Genomic DNA, 21,286 nt, shown 5'->3' on the forward strand with positions numbered 1-21,286 from the left:
TGGGGGTCTTTATACTTAATGGAGTATGAAGATTGCAGCTTTGGGTTTGATTTCATTTGTGTTTTTGGCGGGTTGTTCGGTTTATAAATCCGACGGTCGTAATCAGTTTGAGGCTGCGGCTCCGGCTAAAATTTCCACTTCGTCTGTGGATTCCTCTTCGCATATTTACAAGTTAACCGGTTGTCGCAATCAAAGCTTTATTGAAACCTGGTTTAATGATGAATTTCCTCGTGCCAATTATGAATTGGTGTTGATGGATAATGATCTTGAAATCTGGCGCACCACTCAGCCGGGAGTTATTCAGGTTAAAGCCTTTCAACGTGACGATAAAGCGGTTCAATCCTGCTCCTATGAATTTGCCAGCGTGGCCGTATGGGAGTTGTACAAAGATGAATTTATCCGCGAACTCAACAACAACCTGATGATCAGTGAATAGCGAATGAAAAAAACACTTCTCGCCTTTCTTGTCAGCATTCTGTTTTCCCTCCCCGCCTTATCGGCCAATGTCACTGCCGTCAAAGGTGGTAAAGTCATGGTGGACCTACAGGGCGCGGAAGTTCAAGCTGGTGACGAGTTCTTTTTGATCAATCCTGCAACGGGTAAAAAATCTGCGATCATTCGCATGAAGCAAGTCAAAGGCGGTCGTGCCATTGCGGATGTGTTGCAAGGACGAGGCGCTGTGGGTGCCACACTTCAGGCCAAAGCAGCCACTACTAAAACAGCCAAAGCTTCCAAACCAAAATCCTCTGCCCCTAATGAAGCTCTGGCCAAGGCCTCCACTCCCGACGAGGAAGCTGCAGCCTTTGATAAAGCCCGCGACATGAGTTACCTGCGCACTCTGAAAAACTCCTACGGTGTATTTGGGCAATTCGGCATGGACTCGATGAAACCCACGATCAAAGAAAATCCAGCGATCAACCCCACTGAACAACCGCAACTCAAAGGCACGGGCCTGGGTGCCGGTGGTTTTTATGAATGGGTTCTGACCAGAAATATCACTGTGAACACTTCCGGCGTCCTTGAACAGTTTAACGTCACGGGTAAGACCGACAGAAACGTTGGCTGCAAAGGCTCCACCAATTGTTCTGCAAACATCACTTATCTTTCCGGCTATGCCCTGGCGAAATACTATTTCACCACAACTGAAATCCGCTCTTGGGCGGGCGTCGGTGGTGGATTCCTGATTGCCATGTCCAAATCAGCAACGGCTCTGGATGAGAATCAAATCGCCACGAATCAGGTTCTGACTTTGGCAGCTGGTGGTGATTATCAATTGAATCGCAAAAACTATATTCCATTCAGCGTGGAGTATGTCTACTTCCCGCCTTCCGACACAGTCACGGCAAGCGCCATTGTTTTTAAAGTCGGCTACGCCTGGCAGTAAACTTTAAGACGGCAACCAAATAACAAATCGGGTTTGTTTGGACTGAGCGTCCAGATAAAGGCGCCCTTTATGGGCTTCGACAATCCCCACACTGATGCTTAATCCCAAACCAACACCTTTACCAACTTCTTTGGTGGTAAAAAATGGCTGCATCATGCGCTCGCGCACCTCTGCGGGAATTCCGGGACCGGAGTCAGCCACACTGATTTCAACTCCACCTTTTTGGAACTGCGCCTGCACCGACACCTTCTTCACCGATTCGTGTTCAACGGCATCAAAGGCATTGTTCAAAAGATTCAATAAGACCTGGGAAATCTGATAAGGACGGCACTTCACAATCATTCCGGGCTCGACGGAAACCTGCAGTTGAATGTTCGCCAGTTTGAATTTCTCATGACAGAACGCCAAAGTGTCATCCACGATCAAAGAAACTTCTGTCGACTCCAGTTCATCCAAAGCCGATTCATGGGCGTAACTTCTTAGGCCCTTTACGATCTTGGCAATACGGCCCACCATGGACTCCACAGAATCGATCCGCTTATTGAGCTCGACATCGTTGCCGAGTCCTTTGCTGTTCAGACTCTTGCGGATCACACTCATGTAACCACCCATGACCGCCAGAGGATTATTAATCTCGTGAGCAATGCCCGCAGCCATTTCCCCCAGCGAAGCCAAACGTGATGAGACCATGACTTTTTCTTCGCGCTCCTTCAACAGACGCTCACGTTCTCTTCGTTGCGTGATATCCTCTCCCACAACCAGATACCCGTTTGTTTCGCCCTGCTCACCGGAGACTCTATGCAGGGACAGCAGAAAATTAATTCTCTTGCCGGATTTTGATACGAAAACTCTTTCGTAACCGCTGGCATCACCAGATTCCAGAATGGCTTCCAAATAAGTGGGTCCCAACTGCAGCTGACGCTGAACCTTTTCTTCCATTCGACTGCGGTACATCAGGGCATCGGTATGCTCTGCCAAGGTGAACACAGGCCGACCCAAAAGATCCTGATCCGTATAACCCAATAGATCTGTCGTGGCTTTGTTCAAACTTAAAACATTTCCAGAACTGTCCAGCTGCAATAACAACAGCGAAACGCTGTCACGCCCTGCCTTATGCCATTCATTCAGTTCACGCATTTCACGCTCTGATTGCCGGCTTCGCAAAAAGAACACCAGACTAAGAGACATCAAAATGGAAACACTAACGCCAAAAATTAAAAGTATCGTGGGAAGACTTGAAGAGTTGGTGCGAACCAAAGCGGGATCTGGTGTCAGCATAAACGTCCAATTTGCGTTCAATGCATGATACTCCGCGGTCTCGGCCCAATCGTTCAGATAGTACTGCGGGATGTCCTTGTTTTCCATGAACAGATGACCGTCATCATCTGTGATTTGCACAAAATAGTCCGGCGCCTTCGCCGCGTTATTAAAAAATAAATTCGCATCCAGAGCGATACTCAACACCCCCAGAAGCTCATTGCCTCTGAAGACCGGATAGTACATCACCAGCCCCTCGCCCCCGGTTTTCAACGGAACCATATCAGAAATTGTGGGCTGTTTTGTGCTGATCACCTTATCAAAGAGCCCCAAGGAACCTGGCTGCTCGGAAAGCTTTAAACCATTAAAGTTAATATTCTCACTGATGGGATAATGCCACTTTACCAGTCTGTCATTACCAGCCCACATGACCCTGCGAATGCCTTTGATCTCCTGGATAAACATTTTTGCATCCAACTGCCAGGAAGTCTCGCCCCGATAATCATTAAGGACGAACCTCTCTGCCATATTTGCCAGAGAGCTGTTCATAAAGCGAAATGTGGAATCAAAACCATCCAGCATGGCACTAAGACGAATCTGCGTGATGCTTCGATTTTTTTGATAGTCCTTGATAATCAAAACCTGCTGAAAACCAATAGTGGCAAATACACCAATTACCAGCGCATAGTACGGACGAAACGATTTACGGTGATACCCCAAAGACAACATCCGGCTGCGCAGCTGCAGAACCAACGCCACTGACAAAAGAACAATACACACCGAGGTGTGAGGAGCCATTTTTGAAAAACTGCCCCAACCAAACTGTGAGTTGATGGAAAAAACATTTCCACTTAATCCGACAACGCCCACACAGCACACCATCGAAGCTACGGTCATTCTGACAAATCGGCACAGCAATGTCGTTTTATTAAAGAAGATTCCCAGCCCCAGCAAAAAAGCCGCAATACAGGTACTTGCTGCCGAGCGCCCCGGAAAGCGCGTTCGCAGGTTTTCAAAATCCCTGACGAAGAATTCATCAATTCCAAAACTCTTGCCCAAGGGGTACTGCAAAAACATGGCACCGGCCAAAATCATCACCACGATGGCACAAGCCCGGCCCACTTTGAAGTAATCCCGGTCTGAAAACAAAACTCCCAGGGAAATAAATGCCAACAGAAAAGCCGTATTAAACAGCATCGGAGTGTAGTTAAGTCCCAAGCGTATGGACCCAGTATCCTGCACCAGCCACCCCACCATCACAATGGCGGAAATGACCAGCACCACGAAACTTAGTAGATTGTGCGATTTAGGAAGATAATTACTGTATGACACGTGTGACACCGATGATGCCTTTGATTTTTTGAATCTCGTAAATCGCTTGATTCAACTGGACCGCATCCTTTACGGACACTTCAAAGTTACACACGGCTTTTTTGTCTTTGGTCGTACGAATTTGCGCAGACTGGATGTTAATTCCTGACTGTGCAAAGGCTTCTGACATGGATTTCAACAATCCCGGATTATCCTGGGATATGATTTTCAGGCGCACAATGCGCTCTTGCCCGTCACCGGCCACTTTCACGTTCCAGGTCACATCCACTTTGCGAAGCTGATCGAATTCAAAGGCTTTGCTGCAGTCACTGCGATGGATTGTGATACCGCGCCCACGACTGATAAAGCCCACAATAGGATCTCCTGGGATTGGATGACAGCACTTCGCGTAATGCACCAGCATGTCGTCCATACCATCCACAGAAACCAGGGAATTGGTTTTGCGGGTCTTGTGAGTTGCCGCCCGCATGACTCTTTCCATGAAAGTGGAGTCTTCGGTTTTTGCAGCTTCTTTCGCCAATCCCTCCGGCGAAAATTTTTCCACCAGATGACGGGTTTCAAGCTTTCCGTAACCCACGGTCACGAAAAGTTCTTCAAGATCCTTCAAGCCGTTGTCTTTCAAATACTCTTCAAAGGCCGGGCCTTTTAGATATTTTGCAGCGGCCATTCCAAACTTACGGAATTCTTTTTCAACCAGCTCTTTGCCCAAAATGATGGAGCGACGACGCTGCTCTTCTTTAACGAAGGCGCGAATCTTGGCTTTGGCTTTATTGGTAACAACAAATTTCAACCAATCCTTGGAGGGCTCCTGCCCTTTACCAGTGATAATCTCCACTGTGTCGCCATTGGACATTTGGTGCTTCAGCGGAACCATCTTGCCATTGACGCGAGCACCGACACACTTGTTACCAAGTTCGGTGTGCACGGCATAGGCGAAATCGACCGGTGTTGCACCTTCTGGAAACTCACGAACTTCACCCGTCGGAGTGAAAACGTAAATTTCAGATTCAAACAAATCTGTTTTAACTGTATCCAGGAATTCATCGGGACTGCGCACTTGCTGATGCCAGGAAACCAGATCACGCAGCCAGTTCGCCTGCTGCAAATCATCGGATTCCATCTTGCCGCGCTCTTTGTACTTCCAGTGAGCCGCGATACCCATCTCGGCGACCAAGTGCATGGCACTGGTTCGAATTTGAATTTCAATACGCTCCCCGCCCGGCCCGATCACCGTGGTATGCAGGGACTGATAGTTATTGGCCTTGGGCATGGCGATGAAGTCCTTGAAACGGCCTGGAATCGGCTTCCACAGGGAATGCACCAACCCCAGGGCTGCGTAACACTCAGCCACGCTTTCAACGATCACGCGGAACGCAAGAACGTCATAAACCTGATCGTAATCCAAGCTACGACTTTGCATTTTTCTATATACGGACCATAAATGCTTTGAGCGGCCAAAAACTTCAAACTTAAATCCAACTTTGCTAAGCTCTTTACCGATAAGTGATTTCACGTCATCGATATAACGATTCTGCTCGGCTTCGGTCTTTTTGATTTGTTGTACCAGCTCATAGTACATGTCCGGGCGATAGTAACGGAAGCACAGATCTTCCAATTCAATCTTCAGGGAGCTGATACCCATGCGACCTGCGAGTGGGCAGTAAATTTCCAACGTCTCTAAAGCAATTCTCTCTTGCTTATCGAACGGCATGAAATTCAAAGTGCGCATATTGTGCAGGCGATCGGCAAGCTTCACCAAAACCACGCGCACATCTTTACCCATCGCCACGATCATCTTGCGAATGTTTTCGCCTTGTTTCTCGTGGGAATTTTTGAATTTCATCTGACCGATTTTTGTTACACCATCAACCAGGTGTGCTACGGCATCGCCGAACTCACGACGAATATCCTCGAGAGTCGCCTCAGTGTCTTCTACCGTGTCGTGCAGAAGCCCAGTTGCGATCGTATCCAAATCCAAATGTAAATCTGCGAGGATCGCCGCTACGGAAAGCGGATGAGAAATATACGGCTCACCACTACGACGGATTTGACCTTCGTGATGCTTCTCTGAGAAGTAGTATGCTTTTTCAATGAATTTAAGATCCGCATTCGGCCAATAGCTGCGAATGCGGTTTAGAAGATCATCAACTGTTTTGACTGGCTTGTGAGAGAGGCCAGTCTCTTTTTGGGGTTCCGCCATATTCTAGTCAGTTTACCTGAGAAGAAGAGGCGTCTCCAAATAGATTCGCTTGATAATTAAAATATATTAGTATTTTTAGGAACTTAGGACCTAAGTCCTAGACTATTTATTCAAATCTTTTTCGATTTGAAGTAGAGCGTCTTTAGGATCCATCGCCACTTCATAACCTACGTTACCGATCGCCACTTCACGAAGTGCAGATACGATGTATTTGTTGCTGCGAGTGGAAACAGTCGCTTCAGCACCTTTTAGAAGTTGCTTCGCTCTTTTAGCAACCATCAAAACAAGAGCAAATCTGTTAGGAACTTTTTCCAAGCAATCTTCAACGGTTACACGAGCCATTCAATGCCTCCGGGCGCAATTAATTCATGAATTCAAAGGAGGAAATTACCCTTAACCTAGTAACTTTTCAATGATTTTCTTAAATTCGGCATAGGATTGCTCGAATTGGTCGTTGACGATCTGGAAGTCAAACTTGGAGGCCTCGGCAATTTCTTTCTCGGCATTGGCCATACGGACCTCGATATCCGCCGGCATCCCCCCGTCCCTCTTCTCGATTCTACGACGCAACTCGTCGATGGACGGCGGCAGAATAAAGATGGTCTTGGCATCCGGATACTTGGATTTAAAGGTCAATACGCCCTGGATATCGATATCCATGATCGCGCACTTCCCCGCAGCCCACGTGGACTCCAAAGACTCATAGGAAGTCCCATAGAAGTTGGTGTGAACCTTCGCCCACTCCACAAAGAAACCCTGCTCAATTTTGGCTTTGAATTCGTCATGGGAGATAAAGTGGTACTGCAAACCGTTCTTTTCACCCTTACGGATGTTACGCGTAGTGAACGTAATAATGTCCACGAGCTGAGGAATCTCCTCAATCGCTCTGGCAACAAAACTACTTTTTCCTGCGCCGCTGGGTGCAGCGACAATTATCATACGCGTTTTCATATTATTGAACGTTCTGTACCTGTTCTCTTAATCTTTCGATAAGGGTTTTCGCTTGTACCACGCTTTGAGTGATCTTGGCTACCTGAGACTTTGAACCGATCGTATTCACTTCACGCAGCAATTCCTGAGTGTAAAAATCAAGCTTTTTACCCTCGGCCTGCTGGGAGGCGATCAATTGACGATAGTTTTTAATGTGCTCACTTAAACGACTTAATTCTTCGTTGATGTCGGCTTTTTCCAGCTGAATCACGATTTCCTGAGTCATACGAGCCGGATCGATTTCGTTCCCCTTCATACGAGAGCGAATCTTGGTTTCATATCTCTCCTGAAGCTGCGCATTAGCCTCTTCACGAAGAGTGGTGATGACTTTGATTTCCTTATCCAAAGAAGCCAGAAGTTTTTCCAAATCCTTGCGCAAAGCTTTGCCTTCGCGCGCGCGTTCTTTATCGCAATTGCTGCAAGCATCAGCAAAGGCCTTTTTCAAAACCTTATCCTCGCCAGCGAACATCTCATAACTCTCTTCAAGTTTGATCACATCCGGCAAGCGCGCCATTGCTTCCAGGTGAACCTGATAACCAATGCCCAATTCTTTTGCCAGGTGTTTGTAAGCCGCTACGTACTTTTTAACCAAAGCATCGTTCACGGTCATTTGCGCTTTTCCGGAAGAGGTGGCCTTCACTCTTCTGGAAACAAAAATATCCACGGTCCCACGGGACAAAGTTGCACCCAGAACTTTTTTAAGCTCCCCTTCCATCGCCACGAATTCGCGCGGCAAATGAAAGCGTGTTTCCAAAAAACGACCATTCACAGCACGAATGCTGACTTCCACAGTGACGTCTTTGGATTGAACTTTTGCGGTGCCATAACCAGTCATACTTTTCATATAGATCCATTCTTGTCTTCGGGAGTAATTGTGGTCAAAGAGTTCAGAAAATTCTCGACCACGGCCCTCGCCTCATTGTACCCGCGAGCGCCATCAAACCAGTGAATGTCCCTGTCCCTTTGGAACCAGGTCTTCTGCCGCTTGGCGAGCTGGCGAGTATTTGTCGTAATTTGTTCCAACAACTGATCTTCATCAATTCGTCCGTGAACGAAATCAATGGTTTCCTTGTAGCCCACGCTGCTGAGTGGAGCCCATTGCTCCAGACCCAAGTCCAGCAGCTTTTCAACTTCATCAACCAGCCCGTCTTTCAACATCTTGTGAGTGCGCAAAGCAATTCGCTCTCGCAACACATCACGATCCCATTGGGGACCGATTTTTAACAACGGATAAGCGAAGGGAGTTTTGAGTTCATCAAATTCCTTTTGAATTTGAGTGACACCTTTACCCTGAGTGCGGATCAACTCAATACCGCGCCCGATACGGTAGTGATCAGCGATATTGATTTTTGCTGCGTACTCAGGATCCACATGAGTCAACTCAGCGTGCAGTTTTTCCGGCCCGCCAACTTCAGCCATTTCACGGGCCACCTGATTCTTCATCTCTTCAGAGACTTCGGTCACTGGGTACATGCCTTTTTCAATGGCCATGAAATAAAATCCCGTACCGCCCACGACAAACACAGGTGTGCCATTCGGAATCTTTTCCATGGCTTCAGAAAAATCACGGCAGTAACTGCCAGCTGTGCTTTCTTCGTGAGGAGTCACATATCCCACTAAATAGTGCGGCACGAGCGCAAGTTCTTCAGCCGTGGGCTTCGCCGCACCGATTTGCACATGGGAGTAACATTGAACCGAATCACAATTGATGATGACGCCCTGGTATTCCTGCGCAAGTTTCAGCGCCCACTCGCTTTTGCCAGTGGCCGTGGAACCTACAACAAAAATAACCGGTTTGCTTTTTTTCATCACACGATTCGCCCGAAGTCCTTTTCCAGTTTGTAGAAAGGATACTCCACGCTCACAGGACGACCGTGAGGGCAGAAACTGGAAAGCGGAAAGTGATCCATCTCGCGCAACAGATTTTTCATTTGATCATGACTCAGTGCCTGTCCGGCACGAACCACGGAATGGCAGGCCATGGTCGCACAGATATCGCCGACAGCTCTTTCCAAAGAATAGCTGCCACCTTGATCCACAACCTCAGTCGCCATGCGATCCAAAACTTTTCCTAAAACAGCTTCCTTAATAAACAAAGGCGCCGCCTTCACACCGACAGTTCCAGGCCCCAAAGGTTCAATGAAGACCCCCAGGCGTTCGATGTCCTTTGCCAGCAACAAAAGTCCTTCGACTTTTTCCGGTGACATATCGATCGCCAATGGGAATAGGAAATCCTGAATGTCGATCTTACCGCCCTTCCAGGCGTTCATCAGTTTTTCATAGGCCACACGCTCATGGGCCGCATGCTGATCGACGAAAACCATTTTGTCGCGATGTTGAGTTACGATATAGGTCAGATTGGCCTGCCCCAGCACTTCCAATGACGACCAGTAACCGCCACTGACGGGAGCCACGGCTTCCGTAGAGCTGTGCTCCTCGCGGGATTCCGCTGCATCCATCAGTGCATGATAGCCAACCTTGGGTTGTTGAACGGAAGACGCCGGGAACGAGAAATCTTTTTTCTGAAACTGCGTGGTTTTGAAAGTCGAATCCTGAAATGCCAGATTTTCTTTTGGCATTTCTGTAGGCACTCCGGCTTCACCGGAGTAGTTTGCAAAATTCGGCAAACCTTTCGCTGAAGGATAAGAGGCCGCAGGATCTGAATAATCCACGGTACCGCCCGCCTCACCAAACTGTGACTGCGAACGCAGCTGACCACTTTGTTGAATCCACGGCGCTTTCTCCAAAGTCGCACGCAACGCTCCCGCCACTGCACGGAACGCCAGGGACGGATCATGAAACTTCACTTGAGATTTAGTGGGATGAATATTGACGTCAATATACTCGGGGTCGGTTTCGACCCACACTGCTGCGATCGGGTACTCCCCGTGCATCAACAGACTGCGGTAGGCTTCATTGACAGCGGCTTGCAAACTGCGATCCTGAACCCAGCGGTTCTGTGCAAACAACCAGATATTTTTCGCGGTCTTGGCCACATTGTGGGGATCCGCAAACACAGCGTAAGCCTTCACGTATTCACGGGAAGCTTCGCCGACGAACAGCGGTTTGATTTCCAAAATTTGTTCCGCACGCTCTTTGCGGTCTTTGCAAGCGGGCCAAAAATTCACGAGCTTGCTGTTTTCCTGAATGCGGAACTCGACATCGTGATGAGCCAGAGCCATCGCTTTCAAAGTTGTTTTGATCGCCGTGTGTTCGGCGGCGTCGGATTTTAAAAACTTCAAACGCGCCGGCATATTTTCAAAAAGATTTTCCATCAGCACAGTCGTGCCCTGGGAACCACCGACGCGATCGATGGGTTGTTTTTTGCCGTACTCGCTGATCAGTTGATAAGCTTGCTCATCCCCTGCTCTGCGTGTTGTTAAAGTCATTTTGCTGACAGAGGAAATACTGGCCAAAGCTTCACCACGGAAGCCGAATGTTTTCAAACTCCACAAGTCATCGGATTTTGAAATCTTGCTGGTCGCGAAACGATCCAATGCTTTTGGCAAATCCTCCGGAGACATGCCTTTGCCATTGTCGATGACCTTAACAATGCGCCCACCATCATAGAACTCGACATGCACGCGCGTAGCACCGGCATCGATAGAATTTTCCACGAGTTCTTTTACAAGATGAGCAGGACGCTCGACCACTTCGCCTGCGGCAATTTGGTCGACTACTTCCGGGGATAAAACTTGAATAGACATGGGCAAAAACATGCCCTACCAGAGGGATTAAATCAAACTAGTATTGCGGACTTGGGCATTCGCCATTTTGCTGACATTTTAACAGCATCATACGCAAATGTTGGGTTTCCTTAAGCGTCAAATCCAACTCATAGGTCGCACCCTGCGCCACAGATCCTTGGGGACCCACGGTGTAAAAGGGCGTATTTAACGGAATCTGATCCACTGTGATGTTCGTGTCGCTGTCAGACGTAAATCGCAAGGAGTTCGGGTGCTTTTCAAGGTTCCAGAAAAAGCGCATCATTTGTGACTTCGCCTTCATCAGACCGTCTTCCATATTTTTCCAGCATTTGACTTCACCGAAAAGCACAACCTTATTGGTCACGCGATCAATCACGATGATATCCAGCTCGCCCACAGTTTCTTTACCAGTGCTGTATTCGATATCCCCGGTGATTAAAAACTTATCTGCGGGATAGCTTTGGGCCAAACGGACTCTTTCCAGTTGTTCGCACACGGCGCCATCCGGATCAAAATCAGCGCCTGAATTCTTAATAGAATCAAATGCGGCGTTCAGATCACCGGCCAAGGCCAAAGAGGATACAACGAATGTGCTGACAAAAAAGAATGCTGCGGCTTTAAACATGGATGGCTTGTAACCCAATCGCGTCGAAACCGTCACTCATAATGCCACGTGTTATATGTTTTCAACTCCACCAACAGCCGGGCTCTCGCTCGACAACCTTCGAGCGTGATTAGGGATCATTAAATCCGTGGGTTGTTAAGCAGTTGATAGATTCAAAACCTTCCCTTGTTGACCGATTTCTAAGATTTAGTAAAAACGTCACCAGAGGTATTAATGAAATATTTATTTTTCGCTTTCATCGGCGCACTACTTCAATTTCCCTTGATTGGTCAGGCCAAGATGACTGACAAACAGATTTATGCCGTCAGCATGGAAAATGATGCGCAATTCATCGAGTGTGTTGGTAATATATTTCTTGGAGTCGCGAACTTTCAAAGGGTGATTTTGGAAGACTTAAAATGGGACTCATCAAATCCTGAATTTCAAAAAATCGATAAAACAAAAAAATCTTTCCAGAAAGCTTCTGAAAATCTAGATTCGGCCGTAAAAAATTCTGATCTTTTACTAAAAGAACTATCGGATGAAAAAAAGAAGAAATTTGAAATGCAACTTAATGGATTTAAAAATCAGGTCAAAGATCTCAACAAAAACCTTATATCCATTATTTCAGGTATTGATAGACATCAACTTCCGAAGACAGACGAAGTTCACCAGATAATAACAAAGGCTATTGCAGGTACTGGATTTGGCATGAATGTCTCAAAAAAGAATTCAGAGAAAAAATCCGAACTATAACACTAGCCACTTATCCAAACTCACAATCAAAAAGCACTGACTTAAAAATCAGTGCTTTTGTTGTTTCAAGGATATGCCAAGGTTAACAACGCACTGAGAAACCGATATCGGTTCTGCACAGCAGTACAAAAAGGGAACTGTTACCTTTAGAAATCAAGACCTAACGTCACCCCGTATCCGAAGTAACTTTCTTTTTCCCAATAGTACTTAATATCGGGACGGATGGAGACTTTTTTGATGCGATAAGAAGCGCCCACATTGAAAAGCACTCCCAGAGTCATATCATCCGCAGAAAACCCATCCACCACGCCGGGCAATTGCAAATCAAAGTGCGAGTACTTAAGCATCGGACCGAAGCCGTAAAAGAAAATCAGATCCTTGCCTTTAGGAAGAACAGTCTGAAAAAGGAAATTCACAATGACGATGTAACCACTGCCCTCATGCCCTGTGTACTCCTTGTAGTAAGAAGGAGCGCCGGAGTGAAAAAGAATATTACTCTCTGTATAGATGTCGCCGGAAAACAGAGTGTTGTAACCATGAAAGTTCAAACCCAAAAAAGAAGTCTGCGCGTTTCTGCGACCACCCATGGTGTCTTCGGCATAGTCGATAAAATTTAATGAAAGACCACGATAGCGGGAGGCGAAAAACGGCTTCTTCCCAGTGTAATTGGACTCGTCGGGATCTGCATTTTCCTGCAGCTCTTCGGGTGTGATCACTCCGGGATGAATCTCTGCATCAGAAACCCATCCGGTCACTCCGGGCTTCAAACGGACCTTGTAGAAGGGCCCCTTTTTTCCTTTGGAGATGGCCAAAACCTGACCTTGCTTTAAGACTGTCATCACCGGCGCATCAAAATCAGGATCTTTATAGACCTGGGCTTCGTCGGCAACGACAGTTCCACGCTGAGCCTGAGCAAGCCCTACACAAGGAAACAACAAGACTGCAAATAGAAATGCCGAAAGACCGCAAAACAAAGCGCGGTCCACGCATTTACTTAAAGCGAATAAGCCAAACACGCCAGAATGCCTCAATGACGATCTTCAAAGACATTTTGCTTTGACCCACGCGACGATCTTCAAAAACGATCGGAGACTCTGCTCCCTTGAAACCTTTTTTCAAGGCTTTGTACTTCAATTCAATTTGAAAGCTGTAGCCATTGCTGCCCACGGTTGAAAGATCAATTCCCAACAGAACTTCCTTCTTCCAGGCGTTGAATCCACCCGTCCAGTCATTCAATGGAAAACCCAAAATCATACGGGAGTAAATCCCGCCACCACGAGAGATAATTTTGCGGATTATCCCCCAGTTCACAGTGCTTCCGCCTGCGACATAACGGGAACCCACCGCGAAATCATTGTCTTTCAGCTTAGCCAAAAGAGGTCCCAAATCCTGTGGACGGTGGGAGAAATCCGCATCCATTTCAGTGATGGCTTCATAACCCTGATCGATCCCCCAACGGAATCCCGCGATATAAGCTTTTCCCAAACCCTGTTTACCAGGACGGGATAAAAGATGAAGATTTGGAAGAGACTTTTGCATTTCGCGAACAATGGCACCAGTGCCATCCGGAGAGTTGTCATCCACAACCAGAATATCAACGCCCAAATTTTGAGCAAACACTGCAGGCACAATGGTCTGCACATTTTCTTTTTCATTGTACGTAGGAATTACGATCAGAGTTTTCATGCCCCTAAATTGGCATAAAGCTCCCGGACTGGCAACGAACGCGCTGCATCCGGGCGGCATTGGAACTCAAATTTTTAGATAGAACGAGAAACCAACTTACCTTTGCCCTTGTTTTCCAAGGCATCGGCTTTTTTCGGTGTAATGGTTGGCAAATTTAACGGCTTGGTCAGCAAGTACTTTGGATCCTGCTTACGCACGTCCAACTGCACTTTCACCTTATCCGCGGCGGCGGCCGGGTCTTTCACGTAAAGAATCGGATCAAACCCGCAAGTGCGACACACCACTGACAATCGCCAGCGGATTTGCACGAACACTTCCGAGATCGCCAAACACACCACAAAGGCAATCATCACGCGAGGATCATACTCCTGCCAAATAGCGAACATGACCACGATAGAGGCCATGGCTGCGGCAATGATATTCATCACTCCAATATTTTTCTTGCGATAAATATTCCGCGGAGTTTTGCAAAAGGCGCAGTAGCAGTTGTGTTTGGATTTAAATAAAGAAAACATATAACCAGTCTGCCAAAGACGTGGTCCAGATTGAAAGATCATTTTTTGAGAAATGACAAAGCCTTGCTAGAATCAGCTTATGACAAAACTAAAGACGTTCCAATTCGCTTTCGTTTCCCTTTTTACAATCTGCTCCTCAACTATGGTCTGGGCTGCTTCCGGTTCTGAATATAAGGAAGTCAGCTATGACGACCTGGTGAACGAACTCAGCCAGAAGAAATCCTCCTTTGAGCAAGTTAAAAAAGACGCAAACGGCCCCCAATCCCACATCGGTATCGGCTACGTGAACGGCTTTACCAATATTTCTACGGAAGGCGAAAGCTTCAATCGCCGCACAACCGGCGTTCAGCTTTCTGCGGGTCGCGACTTGGGTTCACGCCAAACCTATGCAGAAGCGATCTTCCGCAACTATGGCTCCAATGATTCTTTCAACGATGAATTTTCCCTGCGCGAGCTGGAAGGCAAAGTGGGCTACACGAATCAAATTGAAGGGCTTTGGAATTACTCCATCAGCGGCGGTCTTTCCGCCCGTATGATGAAGTACGTCAACTCCTCCAAGGATTTGCATGTGGATGAAACAACTCCGGCCGTAGTGGTTTCCAGTGGTATCTTCGCACAACTTAGCAAGCATATTTCCATCGGCGTTGAAGGCAGTGCCCGCACAGCCCTGGTTAACAAACCATCCGACAAAGACTCCTTTGATTTCGCGTTTCGCTTGAACACTTCCCTGTAATTCGCAATACTGAGCGAGTGGACACACTCGCTCTTCTTCTTAGCTTATTCGTATTCCTTGTCGCCTTGGCCGTCTGGTCCAACAAAGCGCGATCCAAACAACACTACGATTCAACTCTGACCCCCAATTGCCTGCTGACCCGCTGGCCGTTGTTATTTGTCACAGGTCCTCGCAGTTTTTTTTATTTCTCCAATTACTGGAACATCTATCCTTCCTTTCTGGCCGAACACGGCTACGAGGTCTATCACCTGCGCCTGCCGTGGAGTGATTCCCTGCTAAGACAGACCCGTCTGACTGAGTTTTTAAAATCCCAGGATGCAGCCAACAGACGCTTTCATATGGTTTTGGATTCGTACTCCCTGCAAGAACTGGAACCGGTCTTACGTGAACTAAAACCGGAATGCCTGATGTCGATCACGGAAATTGCTGACACGGACAGCATCAAGCCCACCAGCCTGAAAGCCTCTTTCGTCCCTCAGGAAACTCTGCAAACCCTGCCCTCCAAGAAAGGCAGCTTCTTTGTTAAGTGGGCCTACGATCTGCATCGCTTGCTTCTTTTCGGTCGCCCCCTGCCGTCACTGAGCTGCCTCGGTGCCGCCAAGGCGACACAACTCCAAAATGCCCGCCTGCTTTTGGAACGAGCACAGAACCTTGCCGAAATGGACCTGCGCGAAGGCTAAACCAAATTCACTAGTTACTTGGGCGCGCTTACCACTTGCTAACGAACTCTTGTCGTGGTGCAATGAGCCTATGAGTGACTACCGTGACGTAACACCAAATCAATCCCCACATCTACAAACCGCCAAAGAAGTTTTCAATTACATCATTGATTACCTTCGCCATCCGATTCAAAAGATCAAAAATCTGCCGGATTGGAAGTGGTCCACTTTGTTGATCACACTGGCTGTGGTTTCAATTATTTCTGGGGTTATTTCCGGATTGATCCCGCCCAATATCTACCGCATCGGCGCAGGAATTATTTTCGCCCCGTTCGTCGCGTTGGTGATGACGTGGCTGGGTGCCGTCTTCATTTACTATTACTTTCAGGTGTTCGAAAAAAGAACCTGCTCACTGCGCTTGATCTTCACTTTGATCTTGTTCGCAAACATTCCATTTTTTATTTTCCAGGCAGGCTCTGAACTGATTCCACCTCTGACCTTGGTGGGCTTTGCGTTCACAACAATGCTGATGGCTGTGGGCTTGACTGAAAACTTCCAAATGGAAAAACGCCGTTCCTTGCGCCTGGTGACTATCCTGTTTGCGATCGTTTTCTTCCTGTGGCTCTACAACCGCATCGAAGTCGCAAGAATGTAGTTGCATGGTTCAGCCAACGCTTGTTACATCACGCTTGACGCTCGAACCATTCAAACAGTCTGATGCTCAGGATATTTTCAACTATGGGAACCACACACAACACTAGAGGCTTCAAAACAGTTTTTAAAAAAAAGCCTGATACTACAGGGCCAGGTAATTGATACCGCTCACTCGCCTTTGTAAAAGACTAACTGCGGACGTCCGCACATCCGTATCGGATGGAATAGTGCATTAATATCCGCGCGACTAAGAAATATGCGTCAGTTAAAACTCTAGGCGTTTCAAAAACAAAAAAGCCATGGCTGCTAAAACCATGGCTTTTTTTTATTGGAGAAAGTAAGTCCGTACCTAAGCCTCCGGGCATTCAACACGCCGTTTACAGAAGTAGGACCGGCACCTTTTAAGCGCGGCCGGTGGAGCCGAAGCCGCCTGCGCCACGCTCTGTCTCAGTCAATTCCTGAGCCATTACGAAGTTTGCTTGGTAAACTGGAGCGACTACCAATTGCGCGCAACGCTCTTGATCGCCGATCGTCACAGCTGCATCGCCCAAATTGATCACGATGATTTTAACTTCACCGCGGTAGTCAGCATCGATGGTTCCCGGCGTGTTCAAAACAGTCAGACCGTTTTTTGCGGCCCAGCCGCTGCGAGGACGTGCCTGAATTTCGAAACCCATTGGGATTTCAAAGCTCAAACCCGTTGGGATCATCGCACGTTGACCTGGCTCAAGAACAACTGGACCATCCAATTGCGCACGAACGTCAACGCCGGAAGCGCCCGCTGATTGATAAGCTGGCAATTCACCTTTGAAGTTTTCAAGAGTCTTAATTTTTACGTTTACTTTATTCATAGTTCAAACCCCTCCCACCAGTCTTTGAGTTCCTCAACACCAGTGCCCAGCAATACGCCGGATGTTTTGTCAGTCTTAAGTTCATTGCGGATATAATCATTCACAGTATCCACTGTGACCAGATTGATTTCCTCGATGACGGATTCGACTGATCTGTATTCGCCAAACACCATTTCATTGACGGCCAAAGAAGTCATGCGATTTTCGATGTCGTCGGAGCCCAGCAAAATAGAGCCTTTGACTTGAGTCTTAAACATCTCAACATCCGCTCTGGTGGCACCTTTGGTGCGCAACTTCTGGAATTCCTTGGCAACAAGATCCGCGACTTTTTTGACGCTTTTCAACTCGGAAGCCGCATAGATATTCAGCATTCCTGAATCGATATTGGTATTTAAGCTGGAGAAAATGGAATACACCAATCCGCGCTTTTCGCGCACACTTTGATAAAGCTTCGAGGTCATCCCCCCGCCCAACAAAGTATTCGCGATAACAGCCTCAAAGCGATGCTTGTCATGGAAACTTGCGGTCGGTAGTCCCAGCAACATGTGCACTTGTTCGGATTGCTTTTCCATCACGCGACGACGACGCAACCAGCTTGGCTTTTTGCGCGTGTTCTTAAGTGTGGATTTTTTCTTTTTACCCAAGTGCTTTTGCACGCCCGCCATAAACTCATCATGATCCAGGCAGCCCGCTGCGCTGACGATGATGTTTTTGCCGGTGTAGTTTTTCTTATAATAATCCAAAACCTGATTTTGCTTCATCAAAGCAATAGAGGCTGGTGTCCCTAAAATCGGACGACCCAGTGGATGCTTGCCATAGGCTTCATCATAAAGAACGTCATAGATCACGTCCTCATGAGAATCCTCGGACATCGCAATCTCTTGCAGAATCACACCTTTTTCCAAGGCGAATTCTTTTTTGACCAGATCCATATTGGAAACAAGATCAGACAAAACGTCCAATGCCGTCTCCCAATGATCCTTCAAAACAAGGGCGTGGTAGCACGTGTATTCGCGAGTAGTGTAAGCGTTTAGCTCCCCACCCACAGATTCCAGTGATTTTGCGATTTGATAAGTATTACGGGTCTTAGTGCCTTTAAACACCAAATGCTCAAGCAAGTGAGACATCCCGGCGATGGCCGGAGTTTCGTCACGAGTCCCCGTCAAAACCCAGATACCGATAGAAACGGCACGGGACCCTGGATGAAACTCGCTCATCACTCGGATCCCGTTTGCTAGTTCAGATTTTTTGAACAGATTTGCCAATTACAACTCCATCCACCTTCGCCAAGGCTTCGGCGGACAAAGCTTTACTGAAGTAAAGCTTTGCGAGAAAGTTTCACGCGACCTGCGCGGTCAACTTCAAGAACTTTTACGTCGATAGTTTCGCCTTCTTTAAGAACATCAGTCACGGCGCGAACGCGCTCGTTAGAGATCTCAGAGATGTGTAGCAAACCTTGAGTGTTCGGAAGGATCTCAACGAATGCACCGAACTCAGCGATTTTTACTACGCGGCCTTTATACGTTTTACCAACTTCAGCTTCAGCCACGATGTCGTTGATCATGCCGATAGCTTTTTTAGTTGCTTCAGGATCAGCGGATGCAATGTGGATTGTACCGTCGTCTTCGATCTCGATCTTAACGCCAGTCGCTTCAGTGATACCACGGATAACTTTACCACCAGAACCAATAACCTCGCGGATTTTGTCTGGACGGATTTTGATAGTCTCGATACGTGGAGCAAATTCGGAGATTTGACCACGAGGAGTTTTCATCACTTTTTCCATTTCGTTCAAGATGTGGATACGGCCGTCTTTAGCTTGAGACAACGCTTGTTCCATAACTTCGAAAGAAACAGAGTCAATTTTGATGTCCATTTGAACCGCTGTGATACCTTGAGCAGTACCAGCAACTTTAAAGTCCATGTCACCCAAGTGATCTTCGTCACCCAGGATGTCAGTCAATACAGCTACGCGGTCGCCTTCTTTGATAAGACCCATCGCCACACCTGCAACGTTGCCTTTAACAGGAACGCCGGCGTCAAGAAGAGCCATCAAACCAGAACATACAGTACCCATTGAAGAAGAACCGTTGGATTCCAAAACTTCAGACACGATACGGATTGTGTATGGGAATTTCTCATGGTCAGGAAGAACTGCTTTAAGAGCGCGCTCTGCCAAGTTACCGTGACCGATCTCACGACGAGAAGTACCGCTCATACGACCTACTTCACCTACAGAGTATGGAGGGAAGTTGTAGTGAAGCAAGAATTTGCGTTTTTGAACGCCCAACAATGAATCAACCATTTGTTCATCGTCACCAGTACCCAAAGTCACAGTACCCAATACTTGAGTCTCACCACGAGTGAAAAGACCAGAACCGTGAGCACGTGGCAGGATACCAACTTCGTTCGCAACCGGACGTACAGTTGTCGTGTTACGACCATCGATACGAACTTTACGATCCAAGATCATCGCACGAGCTTCTTTGTACTTAAGATCTTCGATAACTGTGTTTAGATCTTTTTTACGTTGTTTCAAAAGGTCTTTATCAGTGATTGATGCAAGCAATGCTTTTTCAGCGTCAGCTGCTGCAGTTGCAGAAGCTGCGTAACGATCTTGTTTTTCTTTGATCGCAAGAGCTGCCGCAATTTTAGGTTGCAAGAAAGCTTCTGCAGAAGCTTTGAAATCAGCATCAACTGCAGGTGCTGTGAATGTGCGTTTAGCAACAGAACCCATTTTCTCACGCAATTCATCTTGCGCGTTCAAAAGAGGCATCAATGCCTGGTGACCGAATTTCAATGCTGCCAAAGCGTCTGCTTCAGTGATGAATTTCGTTTCGCCTTCCACCATCAACAAACCATTGCGAGTACCCGCAACGATCATATCCATGTCGGATTTTTCCATTTGTTGTGGAGTTGGGTTGGCGATGAATTGACCATCAACGCGAGCGATTTGAACTGCTGCAGTTGGGCCGTTGAATGGAATGTTTGATACGTGAAGGGCTGCAGAAGCACCCAAGCTCGCCAGGATTTCCAATGGGAAAGAACCGTCAGCAGAAAGTACTGTCGCTACAATTTGTGTCTCGTAGCGGTAGCCTTCTGGGAAAGAAGGACGGATTGGACGATCGATCAAACGAGCAATAAGAACCGCATCGTTTGTTGGTTTAGCTTCACGTTTGAAGTAACCACCTGGGATTTTACCAGTAGCATAGTATTTTTCGATGTATTCAACAGTCAGAGGGAAGAAATCCAGCTCAGATTGTTTTTTGGAAGAAACAGCAGTTACGATAACCATGTTGTTACCGCTGGAAACAAGCACTGATCCATCCGCTTGTTTTGCCATACGGCCTGCTTCGATTGTGATCTGTTTTCCACCTACAGAAGTAGTTACAGTCGTTTTCATTAAATCTCCTTATTTAGCGAAATTTCTTTTTCGCCATCCGTTTGTGGAAGCCATCTCAAAAATCATTCTGAGATCCGATCGCCTATCGGCGATCTCGGTTCGCAATCTTGCTCACCTTGAAGTCAGCGGGATTTCTCAGCTGGCTTCCTGTTTTTTAAAATTCGAAGGGGCTATTACGCCCCTTCTGATTATCTTATTTAAGATGAGATTACTTACGGATATCAAGTTCTTTGATAAGAGTTTGATATGCAGCCACGTCTTTGCGGTGCAAGTAATCCAAAAGCTTACGACGTTGGTTAACCAAAGTCACAAGACCACGACGACCGTGAAAGTCTTTTTTGTGAGTTGTGAAGTGACCTGTAAGGTCGTTGATTCTTGCAGTTAGCAAAGCAACTTGTACTTGTGCTGAACCAGTATCAAGGCCCGCAGTTTTAAACTTGTTAACGATCTGTGCTTTTTGTTCTTTAGTGACTGCCATTAGCGTCTCCTGTTTTTGGCGTTGCCGCCGGTTTCTAAACGCCCCGCCTCAGTCGTCATGGCTGTCGATCCTAGGCA

General features: G+C 47.1%; 21 protein-coding genes. 6 read left to right on the forward strand and 15 right to left on the reverse strand.

What is annotated here, in order from left to right; translation table 11 throughout:
- Positions 1–25 precede the first annotated feature (25 nt).
- Positions 26–436 carry a hypothetical protein gene (locus tag AAAA73_RS16175; RefSeq protein WP_340599532.1) on the forward strand — a complete coding sequence of 137 codons (411 nt, stop codon included), beginning with the start codon at positions 26–28 and terminating at the stop codon, positions 434–436.
- 3 nt (positions 437–439) lie between these two features.
- Complete coding sequence (locus AAAA73_RS16180) at positions 440–1,384, forward strand: hypothetical protein (protein WP_340599533.1); 945 nt, start codon at positions 440–442, stop codon at positions 1,382–1,384.
- Between the two features lie 3 nt (positions 1,385–1,387).
- Here AAAA73_RS16180 and AAAA73_RS16185 read toward each other — a convergent pair whose 3' ends face one another.
- From AAAA73_RS16185 to AAAA73_RS16220, 8 genes are all read right to left on the reverse strand, one after another.
- Entirely contained in the window at positions 1,388–3,973 is a 2,586-nt protein-coding gene (locus tag AAAA73_RS16185; RefSeq protein WP_340599534.1) for an ATP-binding protein, read from the reverse strand.
- Positions 3,960–6,173, reverse strand: a complete 2,214-nt coding sequence (locus tag AAAA73_RS16190; protein ID WP_340599535.1) for a RelA/SpoT family protein — start codon at positions 6,171–6,173, stop codon at positions 3,960–3,962. The genes AAAA73_RS16185 and AAAA73_RS16190 overlap by 14 nt, the downstream gene beginning before the upstream one ends.
- Before the next feature lie 102 nt (positions 6,174–6,275).
- Positions 6,276–6,515, reverse strand: a complete 240-nt coding sequence (gene rpoZ / locus AAAA73_RS16195) for a DNA-directed RNA polymerase subunit omega (protein WP_088614336.1) — start codon at positions 6,513–6,515, stop codon at positions 6,276–6,278.
- Positions 6,516–6,566: 51 nt separating this feature from the next.
- Positions 6,567–7,124, reverse strand: coding sequence for a guanylate kinase (gene gmk / locus AAAA73_RS16200; protein ID WP_340599536.1), 558 nt, complete (start codon positions 7,122–7,124; stop codon positions 6,567–6,569).
- Position 7,125: 1 nt separating this feature from the next.
- The gene (locus AAAA73_RS16205; RefSeq protein ID WP_340599537.1) at positions 7,126–8,007 is read right to left on the reverse strand and encodes a YicC/YloC family endoribonuclease; all 882 of its coding nucleotides are present in this window, start codon (positions 8,005–8,007) and stop codon (positions 7,126–7,128) included.
- Complete coding sequence (gene miaA, locus AAAA73_RS16210; RefSeq protein ID WP_340599538.1) at positions 8,004–8,972, reverse strand: tRNA (adenosine(37)-N6)-dimethylallyltransferase MiaA; 969 nt, start codon at positions 8,970–8,972, stop codon at positions 8,004–8,006. Before miaA ends, AAAA73_RS16205 begins: the two co-directional genes overlap by 4 nt.
- Positions 8,972–10,870 carry a DNA mismatch repair endonuclease MutL gene (gene mutL, locus AAAA73_RS16215; protein ID WP_340599539.1) on the reverse strand — a complete coding sequence of 633 codons (1,899 nt, stop codon included), beginning with the start codon at positions 10,868–10,870 and terminating at the stop codon, positions 8,972–8,974. The genes miaA and mutL overlap by 1 nt, the downstream gene beginning before the upstream one ends.
- 37 nt (positions 10,871–10,907) lie before the next feature.
- The gene (locus tag AAAA73_RS16220; protein WP_340599540.1) at positions 10,908–11,495 is read right to left on the reverse strand and encodes a hypothetical protein; all 588 of its coding nucleotides are present in this window, start codon (positions 11,493–11,495) and stop codon (positions 10,908–10,910) included.
- A 213-nt stretch (positions 11,496–11,708) separates the two neighbouring features.
- On the opposite strand from AAAA73_RS16220, the gene AAAA73_RS16225 reads away from it, so the two are divergent.
- Positions 11,709–12,230 carry a hypothetical protein gene (locus tag AAAA73_RS16225; RefSeq protein WP_340599541.1) on the forward strand — a complete coding sequence of 174 codons (522 nt, stop codon included), beginning with the start codon at positions 11,709–11,711 and terminating at the stop codon, positions 12,228–12,230.
- A gap of 146 nt (positions 12,231–12,376) precedes the next feature.
- On the opposite strand, the gene AAAA73_RS16230 is transcribed toward AAAA73_RS16225, so the two are convergent.
- The 3 genes from AAAA73_RS16230 to AAAA73_RS16240 all read right to left on the reverse strand — a co-directional run bounded on the left by AAAA73_RS16230 (position 12,377) and on the right by AAAA73_RS16240 (position 14,431).
- Positions 12,377–13,246 carry an SH3 domain-containing protein gene (locus AAAA73_RS16230; RefSeq protein WP_340599542.1) on the reverse strand — a complete coding sequence of 290 codons (870 nt, stop codon included), beginning with the start codon at positions 13,244–13,246 and terminating at the stop codon, positions 12,377–12,379.
- Positions 13,221–13,916, reverse strand: coding sequence for a polyprenol monophosphomannose synthase (locus tag AAAA73_RS16235; RefSeq protein ID WP_340599543.1), 696 nt, complete (start codon positions 13,914–13,916; stop codon positions 13,221–13,223). Before AAAA73_RS16235 ends, AAAA73_RS16230 begins: the two co-directional genes overlap by 26 nt.
- 74 nt (positions 13,917–13,990) lie before the next feature.
- Positions 13,991–14,431 (reverse strand): hypothetical protein, encoded by a 441-nt coding sequence (locus tag AAAA73_RS16240; protein ID WP_340599544.1) that lies wholly within the window; start codon positions 14,429–14,431, stop codon positions 13,991–13,993.
- A 79-nt stretch (positions 14,432–14,510) separates the two neighbouring features.
- On the opposite strand from AAAA73_RS16240, the gene AAAA73_RS16245 reads away from it, so the two are divergent.
- The 3 genes from AAAA73_RS16245 (at position 14,511) to AAAA73_RS16255 (ending at position 16,478) form a co-directional block, all read left to right on the forward strand.
- Entirely contained in the window at positions 14,511–15,164 is a 654-nt protein-coding gene (locus AAAA73_RS16245) for a hypothetical protein (protein WP_340599545.1), read from the forward strand.
- Positions 15,165–15,181: 17 nt separating this feature from the next.
- Positions 15,182–15,844 carry a hypothetical protein gene (locus AAAA73_RS16250; RefSeq protein ID WP_340599546.1) on the forward strand — a complete coding sequence of 221 codons (663 nt, stop codon included), beginning with the start codon at positions 15,182–15,184 and terminating at the stop codon, positions 15,842–15,844.
- Positions 15,845–15,914: 70 nt separating this feature from the next.
- Complete coding sequence (locus AAAA73_RS16255; RefSeq protein WP_340599547.1) at positions 15,915–16,478, forward strand: Yip1 family protein; 564 nt, start codon at positions 15,915–15,917, stop codon at positions 16,476–16,478.
- A gap of 400 nt (positions 16,479–16,878) precedes the next feature.
- Here the strand turns inward: AAAA73_RS16255 and dut are convergent, their stop codons facing one another.
- The 4 genes from dut to rpsO form a co-directional block, all read right to left on the reverse strand.
- On the reverse strand, positions 16,879–17,328 hold the full coding sequence (gene dut, locus AAAA73_RS16260) for a dUTP diphosphatase (RefSeq protein ID WP_340599548.1): 450 nt from the start codon (positions 17,326–17,328) through the stop codon (positions 16,879–16,881).
- Positions 17,325–18,593, reverse strand: a complete 1,269-nt coding sequence (locus AAAA73_RS16265; RefSeq protein WP_340599549.1) for a M16 family metallopeptidase — start codon at positions 18,591–18,593, stop codon at positions 17,325–17,327. The genes dut and AAAA73_RS16265 overlap by 4 nt, the downstream gene beginning before the upstream one ends.
- 44 nt (positions 18,594–18,637) lie before the next feature.
- Positions 18,638–20,731: a polyribonucleotide nucleotidyltransferase gene (gene pnp / locus AAAA73_RS16270; protein WP_340599550.1), complete on the reverse strand. Its 2,094-nt coding sequence runs from the start codon at positions 20,729–20,731 to the stop codon at positions 18,638–18,640.
- 208 nt (positions 20,732–20,939) lie between these two features.
- Complete coding sequence (gene rpsO, locus AAAA73_RS16275; protein ID WP_340599551.1) at positions 20,940–21,209, reverse strand: 30S ribosomal protein S15; 270 nt, start codon at positions 21,207–21,209, stop codon at positions 20,940–20,942.
- Positions 21,210–21,286: the final 77 nt, after the last annotated feature.

It is taken from the genome of Bdellovibrio sp. GT3 (genome assembly GCF_037996765.1).
Lineage (GTDB): Bacteria > Bdellovibrionota > Bdellovibrionia > Bdellovibrionales > Bdellovibrionaceae > Bdellovibrio.

Bases quoted from the DNA above. Each gene is read 5' to 3' on its own strand.
- AAAA73_RS16175 (WP_340599532.1), top strand. From the start codon at position 26: ATGAAGATTGCAGCTTTGGGTTTGATTTCATTTGTGTTTTTGGCGGGT.
- AAAA73_RS16180 (WP_340599533.1), top strand. From the start codon at position 440: ATGAAAAAAACACTTCTCGCCTTTCTTGTCAGCATTCTGTTTTCCCTC.
- AAAA73_RS16190 (WP_340599535.1), bottom strand. From the start codon at position 6,173: ATGGCGGAACCCCAAAAAGAGACTGGCCTCTCTCACAAGCCAGTCAAA.
- rpoZ (WP_088614336.1), bottom strand. From the start codon at position 6,515: ATGGCTCGTGTAACCGTTGAAGATTGCTTGGAAAAAGTTCCTAACAGA.
- gmk (WP_340599536.1), bottom strand. From the start codon at position 7,124: ATGAAAACGCGTATGATAATTGTCGCTGCACCCAGCGGCGCAGGAAAA.
- AAAA73_RS16205 (WP_340599537.1), bottom strand. From the start codon at position 8,007: ATGAAAAGTATGACTGGTTATGGCACCGCAAAAGTTCAATCCAAAGAC.
- miaA (WP_340599538.1), bottom strand. From the start codon at position 8,972: ATGAAAAAAAGCAAACCGGTTATTTTTGTTGTAGGTTCCACGGCCACT.
- mutL (WP_340599539.1), bottom strand. From the start codon at position 10,870: ATGTCTATTCAAGTTTTATCCCCGGAAGTAGTCGACCAAATTGCCGCA.
- AAAA73_RS16220 (WP_340599540.1), bottom strand. From the start codon at position 11,495: ATGTTTAAAGCCGCAGCATTCTTTTTTGTCAGCACATTCGTTGTATCC.
- AAAA73_RS16225 (WP_340599541.1), top strand. From the start codon at position 11,709: ATGAAATATTTATTTTTCGCTTTCATCGGCGCACTACTTCAATTTCCC.
- AAAA73_RS16235 (WP_340599543.1), bottom strand. From the start codon at position 13,916: ATGAAAACTCTGATCGTAATTCCTACGTACAATGAAAAAGAAAATGTG.
- AAAA73_RS16240 (WP_340599544.1), bottom strand. From the start codon at position 14,431: ATGTTTTCTTTATTTAAATCCAAACACAACTGCTACTGCGCCTTTTGC.
- AAAA73_RS16245 (WP_340599545.1), top strand. From the start codon at position 14,511: ATGACAAAACTAAAGACGTTCCAATTCGCTTTCGTTTCCCTTTTTACA.
- AAAA73_RS16255 (WP_340599547.1), top strand. From the start codon at position 15,915: ATGAGTGACTACCGTGACGTAACACCAAATCAATCCCCACATCTACAA.
- dut (WP_340599548.1), bottom strand. From the start codon at position 17,328: ATGAATAAAGTAAACGTAAAAATTAAGACTCTTGAAAACTTCAAAGGT.
- pnp (WP_340599550.1), bottom strand. From the start codon at position 20,731: ATGAAAACGACTGTAACTACTTCTGTAGGTGGAAAACAGATCACAATC.
- rpsO (WP_340599551.1), bottom strand. From the start codon at position 21,209: ATGGCAGTCACTAAAGAACAAAAAGCACAGATCGTTAACAAGTTTAAA.